Source organism: Rhodococcus sp. ACPA4 (genome assembly GCF_002300185.1).
Classification (GTDB): Bacteria; Actinomycetota; Actinomycetes; order Mycobacteriales; family Mycobacteriaceae; genus Rhodococcus_F; species Rhodococcus_F globerula.
The window spans coordinates 2,063,335-2,081,425 of the sequence record NZ_NSDY01000001.1 but is presented as its reverse complement, the minus strand read 5'-3'; the positions used below and the strand labels follow the sequence as shown (position 1 = coordinate 2,081,425).

19 protein-coding genes are annotated in these 18,091 nt (G+C 63.2%); 11 read left to right on the top strand and 8 right to left on the bottom strand.

All coding sequences use genetic code 11. The features are described 5' to 3' along the window. Positions 1–8 precede the first annotated feature (8 nt). From CJ178_RS09500 to CJ178_RS09485, 4 genes are all read right to left on the bottom strand, one after another. Entirely contained in the window at positions 9–425 is a 417-nt protein-coding gene (locus tag CJ178_RS09500) for a SufE family protein (RefSeq protein WP_095886588.1), read from the bottom strand. Further along, positions 422–1,324, bottom strand: a complete 903-nt coding sequence (locus CJ178_RS09495; RefSeq protein ID WP_033231227.1) for a sulfurtransferase — start codon at positions 1,322–1,324, stop codon at positions 422–424. The genes CJ178_RS09500 and CJ178_RS09495 overlap by 4 nt, the downstream gene beginning before the upstream one ends. A gap of 128 nt (positions 1,325–1,452) precedes the next feature. Then, entirely contained in the window at positions 1,453–2,916 is a 1,464-nt protein-coding gene (locus CJ178_RS09490; protein ID WP_033231226.1) for a condensation domain-containing protein, read from the bottom strand. Then, the gene (locus CJ178_RS09485) at positions 2,916–4,397 is read right to left on the bottom strand and encodes a condensation domain-containing protein (protein ID WP_033231225.1); all 1,482 of its coding nucleotides are present in this window, start codon (positions 4,395–4,397) and stop codon (positions 2,916–2,918) included. The genes CJ178_RS09490 and CJ178_RS09485 overlap by 1 nt, the downstream gene beginning before the upstream one ends. A gap of 219 nt (positions 4,398–4,616) precedes the next feature. On the opposite strand from CJ178_RS09485, the gene CJ178_RS09480 reads away from it, so the two are divergent. Next, positions 4,617–6,311 carry a DHA2 family efflux MFS transporter permease subunit gene (locus tag CJ178_RS09480; RefSeq protein ID WP_257013076.1) on the top strand — a complete coding sequence of 565 codons (1,695 nt, stop codon included), beginning with the start codon at positions 4,617–4,619 and terminating at the stop codon, positions 6,309–6,311. Here CJ178_RS09480 and CJ178_RS09475 read toward each other — a convergent pair. Genes CJ178_RS09475 through CJ178_RS09465 form a run of 3 tightly spaced genes read right to left on the bottom strand, consistent with a single transcriptional unit; the run spans position 6,296 to position 8,950 of the window. Continuing rightward, entirely contained in the window at positions 6,296–6,937 is a 642-nt protein-coding gene (locus CJ178_RS09475) for a Maf family protein (RefSeq protein ID WP_095886587.1), read from the bottom strand. The two genes, CJ178_RS09480 and CJ178_RS09475, sit on opposite strands and share 16 nt — an antisense overlap. 37 nt (positions 6,938–6,974) lie before the next feature. Further along, positions 6,975–7,313 carry an acyl-CoA carboxylase epsilon subunit gene (locus tag CJ178_RS09470; RefSeq protein WP_033231223.1) on the bottom strand — a complete coding sequence of 113 codons (339 nt, stop codon included), beginning with the start codon at positions 7,311–7,313 and terminating at the stop codon, positions 6,975–6,977. Further along, complete coding sequence (locus CJ178_RS09465) at positions 7,310–8,950, bottom strand: acyl-CoA carboxylase subunit beta (protein WP_033231222.1); 1,641 nt, start codon at positions 8,948–8,950, stop codon at positions 7,310–7,312. The genes CJ178_RS09470 and CJ178_RS09465 overlap by 4 nt, the downstream gene beginning before the upstream one ends. A gap of 116 nt (positions 8,951–9,066) precedes the next feature. Here CJ178_RS09465 and CJ178_RS09460 point away from each other — a divergent pair, with 116 nt between their 5' ends. The 5 genes from CJ178_RS09460 (at position 9,067) to CJ178_RS09440 (ending at position 13,199) form a co-directional block, all read left to right on the top strand. Continuing rightward, positions 9,067–9,921 carry a biotin--[acetyl-CoA-carboxylase] ligase gene (locus tag CJ178_RS09460; protein WP_095886586.1) on the top strand — a complete coding sequence of 285 codons (855 nt, stop codon included), beginning with the start codon at positions 9,067–9,069 and terminating at the stop codon, positions 9,919–9,921. 52 nt (positions 9,922–9,973) lie between these two features. Further along, positions 9,974–10,549 (top strand): HdeD family acid-resistance protein, encoded by a 576-nt coding sequence (locus CJ178_RS09455; protein WP_095886585.1) that lies wholly within the window; start codon positions 9,974–9,976, stop codon positions 10,547–10,549. Between the two features lie 61 nt (positions 10,550–10,610). Then, the gene (locus tag CJ178_RS09450; RefSeq protein WP_095886584.1) at positions 10,611–11,165 is read left to right on the top strand and encodes a PH domain-containing protein; all 555 of its coding nucleotides are present in this window, start codon (positions 10,611–10,613) and stop codon (positions 11,163–11,165) included. Between the two features lie 37 nt (positions 11,166–11,202). Beyond that, the gene (locus tag CJ178_RS09445) at positions 11,203–11,883 is read left to right on the top strand and encodes a response regulator transcription factor (RefSeq protein ID WP_033231510.1); all 681 of its coding nucleotides are present in this window, start codon (positions 11,203–11,205) and stop codon (positions 11,881–11,883) included. 8 nt (positions 11,884–11,891) lie between these two features. Further along, a complete protein-coding gene (locus CJ178_RS09440) occupies positions 11,892–13,199 on the top strand; it encodes a sensor histidine kinase (RefSeq protein ID WP_033231218.1) in 1,308 nt (435 codons plus the stop codon). Between the two features lie 23 nt (positions 13,200–13,222). Here the strand turns inward: CJ178_RS09440 and CJ178_RS09435 are convergent, their stop codons facing one another. Further along, positions 13,223–13,756, bottom strand: a complete 534-nt coding sequence (locus CJ178_RS09435; protein ID WP_092801217.1) for a GtrA family protein — start codon at positions 13,754–13,756, stop codon at positions 13,223–13,225. Between the two features lie 139 nt (positions 13,757–13,895). Here CJ178_RS09435 and CJ178_RS09430 point away from each other — a divergent pair, with 139 nt between their 5' ends. From CJ178_RS09430 to CJ178_RS09410, 5 genes are read left to right on the top strand one after another with little or no spacing between them, the layout of a single operon-like run. Continuing rightward, positions 13,896–15,164, top strand: a complete 1,269-nt coding sequence (locus tag CJ178_RS09430) for a 5-(carboxyamino)imidazole ribonucleotide synthase (RefSeq protein ID WP_033231217.1) — start codon at positions 13,896–13,898, stop codon at positions 15,162–15,164. Then, positions 15,148–15,666: a 5-(carboxyamino)imidazole ribonucleotide mutase gene (purE, locus tag CJ178_RS09425; protein WP_033231216.1), complete on the top strand. Its 519-nt coding sequence runs from the start codon at positions 15,148–15,150 to the stop codon at positions 15,664–15,666. The genes CJ178_RS09430 and purE overlap by 17 nt, the downstream gene beginning before the upstream one ends. A gap of 24 nt (positions 15,667–15,690) precedes the next feature. Then, positions 15,691–16,074: a hypothetical protein gene (locus CJ178_RS09420; RefSeq protein WP_033231215.1), complete on the top strand. Its 384-nt coding sequence runs from the start codon at positions 15,691–15,693 to the stop codon at positions 16,072–16,074. A gap of 20 nt (positions 16,075–16,094) precedes the next feature. Continuing rightward, positions 16,095–17,276, top strand: coding sequence for a sensor histidine kinase (locus CJ178_RS09415; protein WP_095886583.1), 1,182 nt, complete (start codon positions 16,095–16,097; stop codon positions 17,274–17,276). 10 nt (positions 17,277–17,286) lie between these two features. After that, on the top strand, positions 17,287–17,979 hold the full coding sequence (locus tag CJ178_RS09410) for a response regulator (protein ID WP_033231507.1): 693 nt from the start codon (positions 17,287–17,289) through the stop codon (positions 17,977–17,979). Positions 17,980–18,091: the final 112 nt, after the last annotated feature.

Sequence of the window (18,091 nt, the reverse complement as noted above, 5' to 3'; positions counted from 1 at the left end):
TCTTGTACTCAGCCCCGCAAACGACGCTTGATACGGGCGAGCATCGCGGACATGCCGCGCAGACGAAGGGGACTGACCGCTTCCGCGAGACCGAGCGCCGAGTAGAAATCGTCGGGAACCGCAAGAATCGCGTCCGCGCTCTGACCGTCGAGGCCCTGCGCCAGGATGGAGGCAAAGCCACGAGTGGTCGGGGCTTCTGCGGGCGCGCTGAAATACAGCCGGACCTTGTCACGATCGGCATCGTCCACCGAAAGGAACAGCGGCGACTGACATTCCGGAACTGGTTCCATGGCGTCTTGTTCGAGCTCGGCGGGTAGCGGCGGCAACTCGCGACTGAACTCGAGAAGGAGAGTGAGCTTGTCGGAGGTGCCGATGGCTGCGAAATCGTCGACTATCTCCGCCAGTGGCTCAGGTAATTCGCTCATGCCGATGCTCCGGCGGGAACGTCTCCGGGTTCTTCGCCGACAGCGATCGGAACGCGCACGGCATTGCCCCACTCGGTCCACGAACCGTCGTAGTTGCGGACGTCGGGGTACCCGAGGAGGTGTGTGAGGACAAACCACGTGTGGCTCGAGCGCTCACCGATACGGCAGTACGCAACGATCTTGTCTTCGCGCGACAGGTCACCGTAGATCTCGTCGAGTTCTGCGCGCGTGCGGAAACGGCTGTCAGGGGCGGCGGCCTTGGCCCACGGAATGCTCCGGGCGCTGGGGATGTGACCTCCGCGCAGCGCGCCTTCCTCTGGGTAATCGGGCATGTGGGTGCGCTCGCCGGTGTACTCCTGCGGTGACCGCACGTCGATCAGCGGTCCGCCGCCGAGATGCGCCAGGACGTCGTCCTTGAAGGCGCGGATGGGAGCGTCGTTACGCGCGATCACCGGGTAACCGGTGGACGTGGCAAACGGGACGTCGAACGAGGTGTCGCGGTTCTCCGCAATCCACGCGTCGCGGCCGCCGTCGAGCAGACGGACGTCCTCGTGTCCGAACAGGGTGAACACCCACAGAGCGTATGCCGCCCACCAGTTGCTCTTGTCGCCGTAGATGACAACGGTGTCGTCGCGGCTGATGCCCTTGCGGTTCATCAGGTCGGCAAAGGCCTCGCCGTCGATGTAATCGCGGGTGACCCGATCGTTGAGGTCGAGGTGCCAGTCGATCTTGACGGCACCGGGGATGTGCCCGATGTCGTACAGCAGAACGTCCTCGTCGGATTCGACCACCTTCAGTCCCGGCGCACCGATATTCGCCGACAGCCATTCAGTAGAGACCAACCGGTCGGGATTACTGAACTCGGCAAACGCGGGTAAAGGATCGGGGGCAACGGGCACGGGTGGCTCCTGTAAGGCGAATCGATCGGGTCGATAGACGGACTCCAACGATTCTAGGCGCTCCCCGCGTGGGAGTCGCTCGAATGCGTGCGAGGGCTCCCGCTCCCGCTGCCCCGAACCAGGTCGGGCTAGATCAGCGGTGTTCCTGCTCCGATCGCCGAATCCCTCAATTGTTCGGTCAGACTTCCGATCGGCGTCACGCCGCGCTTGCAGATGTCATGGAGTTTCCGGTCCAGTTCGGTGAGGAAGTTCACCATCGTGACGTTCGCTACGTCGGTGTCCGGGAACCTCGATCGCAGTGACAAGCCGCGGTTTGTCCGTGAAATCCAGAACTGTGCGTCGTCGGCCACGGTGACGTTGCTGATGTGGTGAGCGTTGAGTTCGTCGTGATCGTCGGTGCCTGGAAGCCTGCGGTAGTCGATGTACGAGACCATGAAGACATCAGTGCGAGTGCGACGGATCTTCTCGCCCAACGCATCACGAACTTGTGCCATCGTGAGACCTTCGAGTGTCAGTGCCACCCGGAACGACGCGTGCGTATGTGCCAGCGACGCCCCGAAATCACCGTCCGGGGTGACCCGCACGGTGATCGGCGCGCTCGTGGTGAGCCACCCGATTGCGTCCGCCCAGCGGGGGTCCTTACGGATGTGCAACGGAAACTGCAGTGGCAGTGTGGATTTCCCGGTAGTTGATTCCGTGGTCATTCCCATCGCCGTGAGAACTCCGGTGAAGACACTGCCACCTGCCGCGGTGCAGATCGAGTCGAATTCCGCTGTCCGTTCGGCATCGAGGAGAACCCGCACGTCCGCTCCTTGCGGCGCCGGATGTCCGGCCTCCACACCGAGATCGAGGGGGAAACTCGGCGACGTGCCGCCACAGATTTCGTAGAACCGCTCCCACTCTCGCAAGCGGGGATCGTTCTCGATGGGAACGAGCCCGTCGGCTTCCAGTTCGCAGTAGCGCACGAAGCTGCCCGGATCACCCAGGTGGCTCATCACGTCGGCAACAGCACTCGCGTCGTCGAGCGCGGGGAGCGCGTTCAAGCCCTCGTAGATCTGACGGAGCTCACCGAGTGCGATGACCAGTGAATAGCCGTCCACCAATGTGTGGTCGAATGCGCTCAGGACTGTGTAGTGCTCGGCGCGCTCCACCGTCGCGAAGGTGTACGCGGGGAACGTCAAGGGATCGCAGACCTCGGTGAACCGCTTCTTGAGATGGCTGCGCAGTTCCGCAGTGGTGGCCGTGGTCATCGGTTCCGACGTGACGATAGTTGCGGTCGCATGGTCCAGATCCATCCGAACCGCACCGAACTCGCCGACCTCGAAGCCGGTGTGCAACGTGTCGTGGCGACTGATGAACAGTCGCAGAGCCAGATCCAGTGCCGGACGGTTCAATTGGCCGGGGAGATCGAAAGCTGCTGCCATCCAGACACTTCGGCCGACGCCATGGGTGCGCGCCGTCTCGAGGTGGAAATGCTGATTGTAGGACGGCGGAATCGCGGATTCGGTGACAGCGTCGTCAGCCGGCTGCAGCGACCATTCGGTGACGACGCCGGGTTCGAGGCCGTAACGGTCGATCGATGTCACATGCATCAGGCGACACCCGACGCGCGTGAAATCGAGTAATCACCCTGGGTGGCAACAGTTGTGATGACATTCGCCAGGTGCTTCGCGAAACGAGTGACCGACTCGTGCGCGGTCGGTGTGTCGGGATGGGAAATCGCCATCCAGGTACCGGTCTGCACCCGATTGATCCACATGGAGGCGATCTGCGTTTCCTTACCGCCGACAATGCCGGTGGCATTGGTCTCGACGTAGGTTTCCGATCCAGGCGTGCGGCGGCCGTCGATGTAGGAGACGATGGGGGGCGGCGTCAATGTCTTCGTAATTCCGGTCGACGCTCCCGCTTCACCCATGGCGGCGAGCACGACGTCGATCACTTGTTGCACCGATACGTGCAGGAGTGACTTGCCCCGGTGATACGCCTGCTGGCCGATCTCGGCCAATTGCGTGAACGTCTGTTGCTCCCCGATGTCGATTCCGACCGGAATGAGATTGACGTACCAACCTTGGGAGAACGTGTCGGCTTCTGATCGAGTGCTGACCGGCGAGAGAGCGATGAACTTGTCGCGGCCGGCCAATTCGAATTCGGTAATAGCGAGCGCAGTGAAAATTCCACCGATGAAATTCGATCCGTTCTCCTTGCAGACGGCCCCGAATTTCTCGCATTCGATATCGTCGGCCAATTCGAACCGCGATCCGATCGCAGGTTTCGGGGTGTCCTCGGCACCGAGCGGCAAGGCAAATCCCGGGAACGACCCACCGCTGCGCATGAGGTAGCCGAGCCACTCGTGAACCTCGGGAGATTCCATGGTCAAGGTCGCGGAGAGTTCCTGCTCGGCTCGACCCAGCTGGGCGTAACTACCCGCAGCTGGAAGCTCGATGTCGGTTCCGGTCGTTTCGGCGGCGTAGCACGCGCGCAGCTCCGCGTACGTCAGCACCATTGAATACATGTCGGTGTGCGCATGATCGATCGCGTGGAAGAGCGTGAAGCCGGGTGATTGGGGCGAGAGGTGCTCCACCGCGCCGAAGACAAACGCGGGCCAACCCAATCCGCTGGTCTCGGTGGCAAACTTTCGCTCGACCAGAGCGCGGACGTCCTCCGGGTCACTCAGCTCCTGGCCTTCTCGGTATGTGAGATCGATGGTTTCCGGCGGCACCACATGGCGCCGCACCGGAAAGTTCGGGTCGCTCGGATCGGCCATCGCAGCGTCGAACGAGAACCAACTGTGCAGGGTGTCGTGCCGGCGGACGTACTTCGTCAGCGCACGCGTCATCGCCGCGCGGTCGAGCGGGCCGTCGAAATCGAAGGCGATGCCGATCCACGGCGATTGGGGATCACCGTTCTCAGCAGCGATCCGCGCACGTCGGAAGTGACGGTCCTGCATCGTTGTAGGAGGTAGATCCCGATTGATCTCTGCTCCGGCAGCGCTCGCGGCGCAGGCATCCGTGACCCCCCATTCGACCACCCTTCCGGGTTGTGGACGCCAATGGGTGATCAAATTCAGATCCATCGAGTAGGGCTCCTGCGCATGTCGTAAGAGAAGGTCCGTCCTGGAACTGGACAGACGATGAACTATCGCATTCGGGAGAACGGATTGTCTGTTCTTCCCTGTTCTAAACCGATAATGATTACAACCACACCTACCGGACATTGTGGTCATCTCCATAGTGACGTATCCAGAATGCCGTCATATGGACAGGGTGGCAACAACCTCGTCTAGTGTGGCCGGGTGCTTCCCACTACCCGTGATCGGTCGTCCACCCCGTCGTCACTGACGCCGTGGCTCGGCCTCGCGACCAGCCTCGCCGCGGCATTCATGCAGTTGCTCGATGCAACGATCGTGAACGTGGCATTGCCCAGCATCGCCGTCGATCTGGGCGCCGGTGTCTCCGCGCAGCTGCTGATGGTGAGTGTGTACGTCCTGGCATTTGCCTGTTCCCTCATCACGGCAGCGCGTCTGGGCGACCTGTGGGGGCGTCGTGCGGTGTTCCTGACCGCATTGTCGGTGTTCGTGGTCGCGTCACTGCTCTGTGGACTGGCGCAGAGTGCCACGATGCTCATTGTCTGTCGTGGTTTGCAGGGTCTTGCGGCAGGCTCGATGTCCGCGCAGACGTTTGCGATCATCTCGGGATTGTTTCCGAAATCCCGTCATCCACGGGTGTTCGGGATCTACGGAGCAACTATCGGTCTGGCGACGGTCAGTGGCCCGCTGATCGGCGGCCTGCTGATCGAATGGAATCTCTTCGACTGGGGTTGGCGGCTGATTTTCTTCGTCAATATCCCGATCGGCATCGCCGCACTGATCGTGGGCTACTTCCATCTTGCCGACGCCAAGGCGGATTCAGTTCGTTCGCTCGATCTGGTGGGCGCGCTGCTGTCGTCCGTCGCGCTCTTCTTGCTCATCTTCCCCCTGGCCGAGGGTCGCGCCCGCGGGTGGCCCACCCCGCTCGTCGTGATGATCGCGGCGTCGGTTCCGATCGCAGTGGCGTTTGTCCTCTACGAATATCGATTGGGAAAACACGGCGGCGATCCCGTTCTGCGCCTCGAACTCTTTCGAGACCGAGCATTTGCCGTCGGCGCAGCCCTGGCCTTCGTGTTCTTCGGCACTTTGACGTCATTGATCTTCACGATCAGCCTGACGCTGCAGTTCGGGTTCGGGTTCTCCCCACTTCGTGCCGGCGTCATGACGTTGCCATGGGCAGTGGGAATGGGGGTGGCGGCGGTGCTCTCGTCGGCGGTCTACCGGCTGCTCGGCAACCGCGTACTCATTGTGGGAATGGTGGTTTTTGCCGGATCACTGCTGACGCTCTCGACGATTCTCGAAAAGGTGGGGACCGATCCGTCCTGGCTTTCCCTGGCCGGGCCGCTGCTGATCGGCGGCGCCGGACTCGGTCTGTTCGTCGCGCCGTTGCAGACGGCCATTCTTGCTTCGGTGCGGCCACAACACGCAGGTTCGGTGTCTGGCCTGCTGCCCACCGTGCAACAGGTGGGGAGCTCGATCGGGCTGGCGCTGATCGGAGTCGTGTTCTTTTCGCTCGTCGCCGGCAATGCGCCCGCCGCGGTGCAAGGGGAGCGCGAGAACTACGTCGCGACGCTCGAGGCTGCCGGCCTGAACGAAGGTATCCGCGACATTGCCGAGAAGACCTTTGTCGATTGTGCGACAAGCCAACTCGAATCCGGCTCGCCGATGACGGTGGCGCCGGAATGCAGTTCGAAAGGTTCCGCAGTCGCAGCGAGTGGCCCCGCTCAGGTGGCCGTCACGGCAGCGTATGCGTCCACCAGATCAGCGGCGGGAGAAGCCTTCCTGCAGGCCCAGCGCAGCGTGCTGACGATCATTTCCGTCATCGCGCTGGCAATTGCACTTGCATCGCTGGGGCTGCCGAAGGTCAATATTCTGGTGATGGAAGATCAGAAGACGCTCTGAGTGCGCCACAGATCGGAGACGGAGACACCGACGCGTTCCAAAAGGGTTCGCACCAAAGGTAATCCGATACCGATCACACTCGACGGGTCGCCCTCGATCTTCTCGACGAACCATCCACCAAGGCTGTCCAGCGTGAAAGCGCCTGCAACCTGGAGGGGTTCGCCCGTGGCGAGATAGGCCTCGAGATCATCGGTGGACGGATTCGCGAAATGCACCACCGTGGCGCTGTGATCGGACGCGACGCGCACTATGTGGCCTTCGATCACCCGCATCACACAATGACCGGTGAGCAGAGTGGCACTACGGCCCGCCATCGCGGCCCACCGACGCCGCGCAACTTCGACACTGCCCGGCTTTCCGTGCAGTTCACCATCGATCAGAAGCATCGAATCACAGCCGACGACAACAACATCGGTCAAACCGTCTGCCGCCAGGCCGGGAACGATCTCCGCGGCCTTTGCCTCGGCCAGCACCGTGACCACCTTCTGCGGGGCCGCACCCGGTCCGAGTTCACCCGCGATCTTGTCTTCGTCGACACCGGAAACACGTACAACAGGCAAAACCCCGGCCGCCCGCAAAACTGCGAGGCGTGCCGGGGATGCCGAAGCCAGAACTAGTTGAGTCACACAAGCAGGCTAGATCAGGTGCGCTACCCGAACGGGTTCAGGTACGTCGTCCGAACGGGTTCAGGTACGAGTACGGCGAGAACGGCGCACGCGTGCGATGGAACTGCGTCGGATCTCCCCACGTTTCGCTCGGGAGCGACTCGGCCGGAGCCGAACCACCCGATGCAGCGGCAAGGACGCTGACCAGCGCGGCAATCTCGACGTCGGTGGGCGAACCCTTGACGATCTTGATGACCGACGCATCCGAAACCGGGGTTTCGGCCTTTTCGGTCACCGCGGAGTCAGCGACGGCGCCGTCGACATCGGCACCGTTGACGGACGAAGTCGCCACAACTGTGACCTCTTCCGTCGTGATGTCCTCGGTAACTGTGCTCATAGGGGAATGTTCCCATGCTTCTTGGGCGGAAGGGAAACGGACTTGCGCTCGAGCAGACGCAGAGCGGCAACGATCTGACCGCGGGTGTGCGACGGCGGGATCACAGCGTCGACGTATCCACGCTCGGCCGCTACGTACGGGTTGACGAGGGTGTCCTCGTACTCGTTCTGCAGCTTCAAGCGCAATGCGTCGACGTCGTCACCGTTCTTCGCGGCTTCGAGAAGCTGCTTGCGGTAGACGAATCCGACGGCTCCCGATGCGCCCATGACGGCGATCTGTGCAGTCGGCCAGGCCAGGTTGAGGTCGGCGCCCATGTGCTTGGAGCCCATGACGTCGTACGCTCCGCCGTATGCCTTGCGGGTGATGACGGTGATCTTGCCCACAGTGGCCTCGCCGTACGCGTACAGCAACTTCGCGCCGCGGCGGATGATGCCGTTGTACTCCTGCTCGGTACCCGGGAGGAAGCCGGGAACGTCGACGAGGGTGATGATCGGGACGTTGAACGCGTCGCAGGTGCGGACGAAGCGCGCAGCCTTCTCGGACGCGTCGATGTCGAGGCAACCCGCGAACTGCATCGGCTGGTTGGCGACGATGCCGACGCTGCGGCCGTCGACGCGACCGAAGCCGACGATGATGTTCATCGCGCGCTCGGCCTGGACCTCGAGGAACTCGTCGTCGTCGAGGATGCGGCGGATGACCTCGTGCATGTCGTACGGCTGGTTCGCCGAATCCGGGATGAGGGTGTCGAGTTCGATGTCCTCGGCGGTGAGGCTCTCCTCGATGGATCCGACGATCGGATCGGTGATCTCGCCGCGCGGTGCTGCTGCCTGGTTGTTGGACGGCAGGTAGCTCAGCAGGTCCTTGACGTAGTCGAGGGCATCCTGCTCGCCGGACGCGACGTAGTGCGCGACACCGGACTTGACCATGTGGGTGCGTGCGCCGCCCAGGTCTTCCATGGTGACGTCTTCGCCGGTGACGGTCTTGATGACGTCGGGGCCGGTGACGAACATCTGCGAGGTCTCGTCGACCATCACGACGAAGTCCGTCAGCGCGGGGGAGTACACGTGGCCACCGGCGGCGGGGCCCATGATCAGGGAGATCTGTGGGATGACACCGGACGCCTGAACGTTGCGGTGGAAGATCTCGCCGTACAGGCCGAGCGAGACGACGCCTTCCTGGATGCGGGCTCCTGCACCTTCGTTGATGCCGACCAGCGGGCGGCCGGTGCGGATCGCGAGGTCCATGACCTTGACGATCTTCTCACCGTAGATTTCGCCGAGCGATCCACCGAAGACGGTGGCGTCCTGGCTGAAGACGCAGACGTCGCGGCCGTCGATGGTGCCGTAACCGGTGACGACGCCGTCGCCGACGGGACGGTTCTCGGCCAAGCCGAAGTTCACCGAGCGGTGACGGGCCAAGGCGTCGAGTTCGACGAAGGAACCCTCGTCGAGAAGGGCGGTGATGCGCTCACGGGCGGTCAGCTTGCCTTTGGCGTGCACTTTGTCGATGGCGGCTTCGCCACTCGGTGCTTGCGCCTGCGCTTGCCGGATCCGCAGATCCGCGAGCTTTCCCGCGGTCGTATGGATATCGGGTGCGGTCGCCGCCTCCGGCGCGTTGGGCTCTTGGACAGTGGTCATGAGTCGTGAGCTTAACGAGGCTCCTCGGGTCGGTTCGAAGGCAGGTCCGATTGTTGCGGTTTCGCCCGCCTAAGCTACTGACCAGTACATTTTGCTCGTCGCTTTAGGCTGGGACTATGTGGACTGATCTGAACCGACCACCCCTCGATCAAGCGTCGCTGCGACGCGCACTCGTGCGCAGCGACGGCGGTAGCGATGCACGTGCGTTCTGGAACCGGCTCGACGTCGTCGAGAGCACCGGGTCGACCAACGCGGACCTCTTGGCACGCGCGTCGGATCCGGGCGCCGATCGTCATGTGCTGATCGCCGAATATCAGGAAAGCGCGCGCGGGCGACACGCGCGCACGTGGGTCAGCCCCGCGCAGGCACAGATATCGATGTCGGTTCTGCTGGGGATGCCTGGACTGAACCTCGCCGACATGGGTTGGCTGCCGCTGCTCACCGGTATCGCCGTCGTCGACGCATTGCGCACGGTGGCCGAGGTGCCCGCAGAACTGAAGTGGCCCAACGACGTTCTGATCGGTGACAAGAAAGTGGCCGGCATTCTCGCCGAGGTCGCGCGGACCACCCCGGAACCCGCGGTGGTCGTGGGAATCGGATTGAACGTGAGTCTGGGCGCCGAGGAACTGCCGGTGCCGACGGCCACCTCGCTCCTTCTCGAAAACGCGGAAACCGTTGACCGGGACACGTTGGTGCGGGCACTGGCACGGGAACTGGCGAGGCAGTTCCGCGGCTGGGAGAACTCCGGGTGGGATACCGGGGCGCTGGCAGCCGAATATCGCGAGCGCTGCGGAACTCTCGGCAAACGGGTACGTGCTGTCCTGCCGGGGGACAAGGAAGTTTTCGGCACGGCGACGGACATCGACACCTCCGGTCGCGTGGTCATCGAGATCGAGGGAAGTGGTGGCGAGACGTTTGCCGTTGCCGCCGGTGACATCACGCATTTGCGGGCGGCGCCGATCACGGACTAGAAAAACAGCGAGTCGTGTCCGTTTTTGACCGCTCGGGTGCTATTTTTCGGTCATGACCACACCGATCGTGCTTCCGACCGAATCAGAAATGGCAGAAAGCGCCCGGCGCGTTCTGACCGGCATGACTGTGCTCCTCGGCCTCCTGACGCTCGGCCTCGGTATTGCGGTTCTCGTATGGCCGGACGCCACACTGTTTGTCGTCGCGGTAGTGATCGCCATCCAGCTGTTCGCGTTCGGCATCGTGCAGATCATCCGTTCCTTCGCCGACGTCACCGCGAGCGGTGGCACTCGCACGCTCGTCGCGATCTCGGGCGCGCTTGCAGTGCTCCTCGGATTCCTCGTCCTGCGCAGCCCGCTGCAGACCGTGGTGCTGATCGCCCTGGTGATCGGTGCCTGGTGGGTGTTCCGCGGTGTACTCGACATCATCGCCGCGGCGTCCGGTGGCACTGCGGATCGTGGCCTGTCGATCGTGCTCGGTGTCATCAGCATCGTGGCCGGCGCGGTTGTGCTGCTGCAGCCCGAGTTGTCCCTCGAGGTCTTCCGGATCGTCGTCGGTGTCTGGATGGTGCTGTACGGCATCGTCATCGTCATCACGCCGTTCGTATTGCGCAAGCTCGCCCAGAACTGATTAGGGCTGCGCAAGCTCGCCCAGAACTGATCTGTCCGAGGTAGATGGCACACTTCCCGTCATGGGATATCCGGAAGATGCGCTCGCCCAGGACGAGGAACTGATCCTGCATCGGCATCCACATTGGAAGATGCTGGTGGTTCCAGCGCTCACGTTTGTCCTGGCGACGGCCGTGGCAGGGTTTTTGCTCGGCGTGACACAGAAGCAGGTCGACGGGACAGCGCGTACCGTGCTGTCGATCGTGATCGGCGTCGTGTGGCTCGGCGTTGTCGCCTGGCGATCGGTGGCGCCGTTCACCGTCTGGAAGTTCACGCATTTCATCGTCACCGATCGACGGGTCCTGATTCGGCAAGGTGTGTTGACCCACACCGGAATTGACATCCCGATGGGCCGGATCAGCAACGTCCAGTTCCGGCACGGCCCGGTCGACCGGCTTCTCAAGACCGGCACGCTCGTGATCGCGTCGGCCAGTGACGATCCGCTCGAATTCGACGACATCCCGGACGTGGAGCACGTGCATTCGCTGCTCTATCACCAGGTTTTCGATTCCACGCAGCAACAGCACGAGCGAAACCGCCCCGAGGATCAGGGCGAAGATGACGGAAACGCTTGGTAATCACCGCGCAAAGGCTCGCTGTCCGTACGCTGTCCCTGTGACTGCCGTATTGCTAGCCGAAGACGACGAGGCCATTGCCGCACCACTTGCCCGAGCATTGGGGCGGGAGGGGTACACGGTCACAGTGGAACAGACCGGTCCCGCCGCACTGCAGCAGGCGCTCGAAGGTGACTTCGATCTGCTGATCCTCGATTTGGGGCTGCCCGGTATGGACGGGCTAGAGGTGTGCCGACAGATTCGCGCTCATCGGACGACTCTGGCCGTGCTGATGCTGACCGCCCGTACCGACGAGGTCGATTTTGTCGTCGGTCTCGACGCCGGCGCCGACGATTACGTGGGCAAGCCCTTCCGGTTGGCCGAACTGATGGCCCGGGTGCGCGCGCTCCTGCGTCGACACGGCAGTCGTGAGGACAGCATCGTCGAGGTCGGTGGTATCCGCCTGGAACCGGCCGCCCGCCGCGTCCTGGTCAACGGATCCGAGATCGCCTTGGCGAACAAGGAATACGAACTTCTGCGGGTGCTCCTCGAACACGCCGGTGAGGTCGTTTCCCGCGACGCGATCCTGCGTGAGGTCTGGGGGGACGTCGAGTTGCGCGGCTCGAAGACGTTGGACATGCACATGTCCTGGCTACGCCGGAAGATCGGCGACGAGGGCCCTGCGGTCGAGCGTCGAATCGCCACTGTGCGCGGCGTCGGCTTCCGCATCAACACGGACTAGTTCGCTCGATGCGTCGGCGCATTCTCCAGTCGATTCTCGGGGTCGTCATCCTCACCGCGTTGTTGCTGGGTGTTCCGCTCATCTACACGGCTTGGTTGTGGGTCGAAGACGTGAGCCGCAACGATTTGCGGGTGCGACTCGATCGCATGGCCACCGAGGTGATCGCCCAGGAAGGTTCTCTCGGCGTTGTCGACGGAGCCCTCAATACCGACGCACTCCGATTGCTCACCCCGAACGACGCTCGACTTGTTGTCGTGTACCCGACCCCGTCGGACGGGGCCGCTCGCGTCGACATCGGCGAAGCGGTAGTGAAAAATCCGCTGGTCGAGTCGTTGGCGATGGGATCGTCCGGGTCACTGCGCCTCGAAGTGCCGTCGGAGAGATTGCGGACGCAGCAGAAGCAGGCAGTTGGGGCGGTCGGAGTATTGGTCCTTGTCGCGATCACTACCGGAGCCGTCGTCGCGGTGGTCACGGCACGTCGACTGGCCGGGCCACTGCAGGACGTCGCCGAACGGGCGGCGAGGTTGGCAGAAGGTGATTTCCGGCCGGACCCACGACGCCACGACATTCCCGAACTCGACCGAGTGTCCGATGTTCTGGATGCGGCGACTGTCGAGATTGCCGGCCGACTGCAGCGTGAGCGAGCACTGGTCGCGGACGTCTCGCACCAACTGCGTAGCCGACTCACCGCGGTGCGGCTGCGTCTGGACGAGTTGTCGGTGCACAGCGACCCTGATGTCGTTCACGAAGCTGAAGAAGCCATGGCCCAGGTGGATCGGCTGACGGAGGGAATCGACGAGTTGGTGCGGTCCTCGCGCAGCAGCGGTTCCGCAGCCACAACAGTCTCCGTGGTCAGCGAACTCGAAGGCGTCTGCGGGGATTGGCGGCCGCAGTTCGAGGATGCCGGACGAGCGCTCCGCTTGACCGGCGACCGCGGCGTGACAGCGTCGACAACAGGCTCTCGCCTGCGCGAAGCCGTGTCCGTTCTGGTGGACAATGCTTTTGCCCACGGCGACGGAACCTGCACGGTATCCGTTCGATTGATCGACGGAGCTCCCAAGCGCGAAGCGATGGTCTGTATCGAGGTGACCGACGAAGGCGGCGGGGTCGACAACAACCTCGCTCCGCACATCTTCGATCGAGGCTTCTCCGGGGCCGGGTCGACCGGCGTCGGGTTGGCGCTCGCGCGGGCATTGATCGAAGCGGACGGCGGTCGGCTCGAGCTACAGCGTCGAACGCCGGCACTGTTTGCGGTGTTCCTGCCGGTGGCGTCCGAAAAGCCGGTCGACGTCGGCACGCTGCGTGAACCGCGGTGACGTGAAGCGCGAATATCGCTGCGTCAGGCCTGGTCGAGTTCTTCTTCGGTGCGGTCATCGCTGACGATCTCGGCATTCTCTTCCGGGAACACGAATTTACGGAAGGACCAGAATCGGAACACCATCTGCAGGAGATTGCCGATGATATAGGCGCTGATGAAGTCGGCGATATTCTCCGTCGTCAAGCTGACTTCGGGAACGCGCAGGTTGAAGACGTAACTCGAGATGTACAGCGGAATGAAGCTGATCACCACGCCGATCGCGCTGATGAAGAAGAACAGCGCTGCCTCGTGGGCAGGTTCGCGTCCGCCACGATTCTTGAACGACCACTCACGATTGAGGATGTACGACGCGATCACCGCGATAACGCCGGCGATGATCTTGGCGGTGATCGGCTTGGATTCGAGGATCGAGAGCTTGAGTGTGTAGAAGATGCCCGAGTCGATCAGGAAGGTGGTTCCGCCGACGATCGCGAACTTGATCAGCTCGCTGTGGCGCAGGGCAATGTCTCGGAACGGCTGGGGTATGCGGGCGATTACCCCGTCGACAAATGACACAACAGATGAGTTTACGAAAGAAAACCGCGCCGTCATGGTTTTGTTCGGAAATCATCAGCAGAATCACAGACAGGGTCGGCGCTACGAAGCGCCCGCCCCGGCGCATGTCTACATCCGGCGCATGACAACATAGATAGCCGTGACCGGCAATAACGACGCAGTTCAGTCCTCCCCCCGCCCGACCACCGCGCGACCGGCGAACAAGGCCATGCCTGTCGTCACCATGATCGGTGGTGGACAGCTCGCGCGCATGACTCACCAGGCAGCCGTTGCCCTCGGCCAGACGCTCCGGGTGCTGTCCGGAACGGCCGGTGAGCCGGCCGCACAGGTCAGCCCCGATGTTGTTCTCGGCAGCCACGACGACTTGGACGCGCTGCGCCGCGCCGCCGTCGGATCCACTGCGCTCACATTCGATCACGAGCAGGTTCCGACCGAACATCTCGAGGTGCTGGTGGCCGAGGGTGTCAACGTGCAGCCGCCGCCGCAGGCACTGATCTTCGCTCAGGACAAACTGCTGATGCGTCGTAAATTGGCAGAACTGGGCGCACCGGTGCCCGCGTACGCCGAGGTGACGTGGGCCGAGGACGTCGTACGTTTCGGCGCCGAGCACGGCTGGCCGGTTGTCATCAAGGCAACGCGCGGTGGATACGACGGCCGCGGTGTGTGGATCACCGACGACTCCGACGAAGCCGAGGCGATCGTCACCGAGCAGTTGGACAAGGGTGTTCCGCTGATCGTCGAGGAAATGGTGTCGATGCGCCGGGAACTGTCGGCGATGGTGGCGCGGTCCCCGTTCGGTCAGGGTGCGTCGTGGCCTGTCGTGGAGACCGTGCAGCGACACGGCCAGTGTGCCGTTGTCATCGCGCCGGCTCCTGATCTGCCCGGTGCCGTTGCAGCAGAAGCGGAACAGCTTGCGTTGCGGATCGCGTCGGAGCTCGGGGTTGTCGGTGCGATGGCCATGGAACTGTTCGAGACGACCGACGGCCGTCTTGTAGTCAACGAATTGGCGATGCGCCCGCACAACTCGGGTCACTGGACCATGGACGGTGCCCGGACGTCGCAGTTCGAGCAGCACTTGCGCGCCGTTCTCGACTACCCGCTCGGCGATACGTCGCCGATTGCTCCGGTCACGGTGATGGCCAATGTTCTCGGTGCTCCCGAAGCTCCCGAGATGAGCATGGACGAGCGTGTCCACCACCTCTTCGCCCGGATGCCCGACGCCAAGATTCACCTGTACGGCAAGGGTGAGCGCAAGGACCGCAAGATCGGCCACGTGAACATCGTGGGCGGGGCAGGCTCGATCGACGACCCGAATTACGTTGCCGCAGTTCGGGAACGGGCTGAGCGGGCAGCGCACTGGCTTTCGTATGCAGTATGGACCGACGGATGGGATGTACACGGTGAGTGAGAGTATGGGCGCGCAGGTCGGCCTGATCATGGGCAGCGACTCCGATTGGCCGACGATGGAAGCCGCAGCCGAAGCGCTCGCAGAGTTCGGAATTCGCTTCGAGGTCGGTGTGGTCTCGGCACACCGCACACCGCAGCGGATGCTCGACTACGCGAAGGACGCTGCCGGCCGCGGCATCAAGGTCATCATCGCCGGCGCAGGCGGAGCGGCGCACCTGCCCGGGATGGTCGCCTCGGCAACGCCGTTGCCGGTCATCGGTGTACCGGTTCCGCTGAAGTATCTCGACGGTATGGACTCGCTGCTGTCCATCGTCCAGATGCCTGCCGGTGTTCCGGTCGCGACGGTGTCGATCGGTGGAGCCCGCAACGCCGGTCTGCTCGCCGCCCGCATCCTCGGTGCCTCGGATCCCGCGCTGCAGGCAGCCATGGTGGTATTCCAGGAAAGCCTCGAGACCATGGTGCTCGAGAAGGACAAGGCGCTGCGCGAAAAGCTGCTGGGCTGAGAAGCTGCGTAGCTGAGATTTTTCATGCGTGAACGACGCGGCCTGCCGCTGACCCTGATTCGAGCTAGTCGGGGCAGCGCGCAGGCCGCATTCGTGACGCAGGTGGCGTTGCTCTATGCCCGAGTGCTGGGCGCGCGCATCACCTTCGACGACGAGTTCGGAATTTTTGTCGCCTCCGGGATGCGGCGCGGATTTGCCCGCGGCGGAACAACTCTCGGTGGTGTGTATCTGACCCGCCGGAACATTACTCGGGCAGTGCTGCGTCACGAGGCGATTCATGCCGACCAATGGGCCAGGCACGGACTGGCATTCGGGCCGAAGTACCTGCGCGAGGAACTGCGCCACCCGGGCGTGCGAAACAAGTTCGAGATCGAAGCCGGGCTGGCAGACGGCGGATACCGCGTCTGAGTAGCGCTACTGTGGGCGGCATGGCCCGTTTTCCGACTAGTGAACGATTTGTGCGCTGGACTACGGAACACGCGCGCGGCATCGACATCACCCTGGCTTGCGCGGTCGCCTTGCTGAGCCTGGTCACCGCCGCCACAGCCGGAGTCTGGGCTGTGATCGTCTCGCTCGGCATGAGCGTCCCGTTGGCGTGGCGACGGTCCCGCCCCGAGCTGTCCGGCATGCTGATTGCCGGCTTCGCGGTACTGCACGTTCTTGTCATCGGAAACACTCTGCTCGGCTGCGCGATAGCCGTTCCGATCTCGCTGTACGCCCTCGCCGCATACGGCGCGCGGTGGAGTAGTTTCACCGGACTGGGGATCGCCTTACTCGGGTCGATCGCGGCGGAGTTCCGATACTTCGGCTACGACGGCATTTCGTTCTCCGCGCAAGTGTTTCAAGCGGTGGGCCTGATGATCTTCATGCTTGCGGTCTGGGCATTCGGAGACTTGCGGCGCGTGCGAACCAAACAACTCGAAGGTCTGACCGAACGCGCGCGACTGCTCGAACTCGAGCGAGCGCAGGAAGCCGAGATCGCCACTATCAGTGAGCGTTCGCGGATCGCCCGTGAGATGCACGACATCGTTGCCCACTCGCTCACCGTGGTGATTGCCCAGGCGGACGGCGGTCGATACAGCGCGGCCAAGGATCCGCAGGCAGCGGTTCAGGCGTTGGAAACCATCGCGTCGACCGGGCGGGCGGCATTGACAGACATGCGTGCGCTTCTCTCGGTGCTCCGTGAAGATCGCCCGCGAGATTTTGCGGTGATTCCCGGTGCCGGCGATATCGACGCTCTGCTGGGGGACCTGCGCCGCAGTGGACTTGATGTCACCGCGTCCGTGGCCGGAGAACCACGCGATCTGTCGGCCGGTGCCGGTCTGACCGCGTATCGCATCGTGCAGGAATCGCTGACCAACGTACTCAAGCACGCCGGACCCGGTGCCCACGCGGGCGTCGAGATCACCTGGACCGATACCGAACTCGTACTTCGCATCGCCGACGACGGACGCGGTGGTAGTGCTGCGCTTGTCGAATCCTCACCCGGTGGACAAGGCTTGATCGGGATGTCGGAACGCGCGCGGCTGCACGGCGGGACGATTACCGCCGGCCCCCAGGTAGGCGGCGGATACGCCGTGCATGCGGTGTTGCCGTACGAGAGGACCTAGGGTGACATCCATGGACAACCCGGTGACTCCGATTGCAGTGGCTCTGGTCGATGATCAGCAATTGGTTCGAGCGGGTTTCCGCATGGTGATCGACTCACAACCCGACCTCGAAGTGGTAGTCGAGGCGTCCGACGGGCAGCAAGGCCTGAACCAGCTGGCAACTCGTCGGGTGGATGTCGTGCTCATGGACGTCCAGATGCCGAACATGGACGGGATCGAAGCGACGCGGCGGCTGCTGACTACGGCGGATGCCCCAAAGGTTGTGGTGCTCACCACATTCGACAACGACGAGTACGTGATGTCGGCCATCAGGGCAGGTGCCAGCGGATTCCTGCTCAAGGACGTGCCGCCGGAGCAATTGCTCGACGCCATTCGCACGGTGCACCGCGGCGACGCCGTCATCGAGGCGCGGGCAACGCGGCGTCTGCTCCAGCATGTCGGGCCACTCCTCGAAGGCTCAGCCCCCGAGGCGGCGTTACCCGGCGATCTCACACCCCGGGAGATCGAAGTTCTCGAGGCCATGGCGTACGGGCTGTCGAACTCGGAAATTGCCGCCAAGTTCCACGTTTCCGAAACGACCGTGAAAACTCATGTGGGACGGGTTCTTTCGAAAACCAAATCCCGCGATCGGGTGCAGGCAGTTGTCTTCGCGTTCCAGATCGGACTGGTGCGCCGTGCTGACCTGTTGAGTGCTGATACGTAAACTTGGTACTGCAGGGCTTCGTACTGCTGAAGACTGATCCGGTGTCCTCCTGTGGGAGGATACCGGCGAGCCCGAAATCGGTCCGCGCTCCGACGCGCCAGCCCCCGGTGCT